The sequence below is a fragment of the Mesorhizobium sp. M7A.F.Ca.CA.002.05.1.1 genome, assembly GCF_003998335.1.
Lineage (GTDB): Bacteria > Pseudomonadota > Alphaproteobacteria > Rhizobiales > Rhizobiaceae > Mesorhizobium.
Genome location: NZ_RZQI01000879.1, coordinates 1 through 2,432, shown reverse-complemented (window position 1 = coordinate 2,432; position 2,432 = coordinate 1). Strand labels below are relative to the sequence as shown.

The window sequence follows — 2,432 nt, the reverse complement described above, 5'->3', positions numbered from 1 at the left end:
CTGCAGGCTTTTGTCACCGCCATGGAGCAGTCGGGGGTCATAAAACCCCTGGCGGAGCCGACTTTGACCGCCGTATCCGGGGAGAAGGCGACCTTCAAGGTCGGCGGTGAATACAATATGGTTTCAGGTGTCTCAGCAAACGTATCGCAGGACAACCAGACCGGCCTGAAGACCTACACCATCGAAAAGATCGAGTACGGCATCGGCCTGGAATTCCAGCCGGTGGTGTTGTCTCCCGGTCGCATAAGCCTGAAAGTTAGGACGTCGGTTTCCGAGCCGACAACCGAGGGGTCCGTATCGCTCTCCTCAGGCGTGACGAGCCCCGGCATGAATGCACTGTCGCTGCGCAAACGTCTTGCCGATACGACCGTTGAACTCCCCTCGGGCGGCTCCATGATGATCGCCGGCCTGGTTCGCGACGATGTCAGGCAAGCCGTCAACGGGTTGCCCGGGCTGACAAAGATCCCGGTGCTCGGCGCGCTCTTCCGCAGCAGAGATTTCGTGCGCAACGAGACCGAACTCGTCATCATCATCACGCCCTATCTGGTGAAGCCGGTGGCGCGCAACGACCTTGCCAAGCCGGACGACAATTTCAACGCCGCCAGCGATGGCGCTGCCATGTTCCTTGGCCGAGTCAATCGCGTCTACGGCACCATGCAGACCGACAAGCCCAACGGCCGCTACCACGGCGTCGTCGGCTTCATCTACAAGTGAGCGGGGAAGCGGACATGTCTCAGTCAGCATTGAAGGCAAGCACCATCGCCGCACCGATGCGCTTTGGCCGCTCGCAGGTCTGCCGGCGGTTCGTTCCTGTCCTGGCGGTTGCGGTGGCGGCGCTGCTCACCGGCTGCGCCCAGCGCGACAGCATCACGGTCGGCGCCATCCCGGACGATTATCGCACCAACCATCCGATCGTGATCGCGGAGAAGAACCAGAAGATAGACCTGCCGGTGGGCGCCGGTGACCGTGGTATGACGGGCTCTCAGCGTGACACGCTTTCGGGCTTTCTCGACGGCTACGACAGGAGCGCCGCTCCGGCGGTGACGATCGCTATCCCTGTCGGCTCGGCCAACGAGATCGCGGCGGCCGCTGCCAGCCGCGATTTTGTCAGGCTGGTGGTTGCCAGCGGCATCAAGCGCAACCGGATTGTCATGACCTCTTATCAGTCCGCTTCCGCCGAAGCCTCGGCCCCGATTCGCGTCGCCTATATCTCGGTGAAAGCTCAGACCGACAAATGCGGGCGTTGGCCCGAAGATCTGGTGGAGACCTCGGAAAACAAGCACTACGCCGATTTCGGCTGCTCGTATCAGAACAACCTCGCCGCCCAGATGGCCAATCCGGCCGACCTGCTCGGACCGCGCAAGCAGGCACCTATCGACGCCGAGCAGCGTGGGAAAGTCATCGATGGGTACCGAAATCAACCCTTCTTTGATTGGGAAGCAGAAGGCGAAGTTAGCTACTAACGATCGCAGTTCGGAGTACACGAACATGAACAATCTGGCCTATGACACTCCTGTAGACGGCAGCGATACCTCGCAGCAGGACATCGCCGCGATGCAGGCGTTGCGGCCGATCCCGCGCATCTCGATCCAGGCATTCTGCGAGACCGAGGGTGTTGCCAACCCGGTCGAGCGCGCCGGCGAGGACCGCCGCATGACGAAGGCGCATCTCAAGGTCCATATGGGCGGCGTCCCCACTGCCATCGAATTCTACCAATCGGCGCCGACGCCCAACCTGATCCTGCTGGAATCGCGCAGCGAGCCCAAGCAATTGCTGGAGCAACTCGCCCAGCTCTCGGAATATTGCGATCCGACGTCGAAGGTGGTGGTGATCGGCCACTACAATGATGTCGGCCTCTACCGCGAGCTCATCCGCAACGGCATTTCCGAATATGTGATCGCTCCGGTCTCGATGGCCGACATCGTCAGCGTGGTGTCGTCGATTTTCATCGATCCGGAAGCCGAGCCGCTCGGCCGCTCGATCGCCTTCGTCGGCGCCAAGGGCGGTGTCGGCTCCTCGACGATCGCCCACAATGTGGCTTGGGCGATGTCCTCCCTGTTCAAATCCGAAGTGGTCGTCGCCGATCTCGATCTGGCTTTCGGCACCGCCAACATCAATTTCGACCAGGATCCGGCGCAAGGCATCGCCGAGGCGGTGTTTTCACCCGAACGCATCGATGAAGTCTATCTCGACCGGCTGCTGACCCAGTGCGCCGAGCATCTGTCGCTGCTGGCAGCGCCTTCGACGCTCGAACGGGTCTATGATTTCGATCCCGAGGCCTTCGCGCAGCTTATCGACACCGCCCAGCGCAGCGTGCCGCTTCTGGTGCTCGACGTCCCGCATGCCTGGACGGGCTGGACCAAGAACACCCTGGTCAAGGCCGACGAGATCGTCATCACCGCGACACCGGAACTCGCCAATCTGCGCAACAC

At 61.7% G+C, this 2,432-nt stretch carries 3 protein-coding genes; all 3 read left to right on the top strand.

What is annotated here, in order from left to right:
- Positions 1-714, top strand: a 714-nt coding sequence (locus EN939_RS29930) for a type II and III secretion system protein family protein (RefSeq protein WP_164751341.1), incomplete at its 5' end; no start/stop codon positions are given.
- A gap of 14 nt (positions 715-728) precedes the next feature.
- Positions 729-1,463 (top strand): CpaD family pilus assembly protein, encoded by a 735-nt coding sequence (locus EN939_RS29925; RefSeq protein ID WP_127271264.1) that lies wholly within the window; start codon positions 729-731, stop codon positions 1,461-1,463.
- Positions 1,464-1,488: 25 nt separating this feature from the next.
- Positions 1,489-2,432, top strand: a 944-nt coding sequence (locus EN939_RS29920) for an AAA family ATPase (RefSeq protein ID WP_127271262.1), incomplete at its 3' end; no start/stop codon positions are given.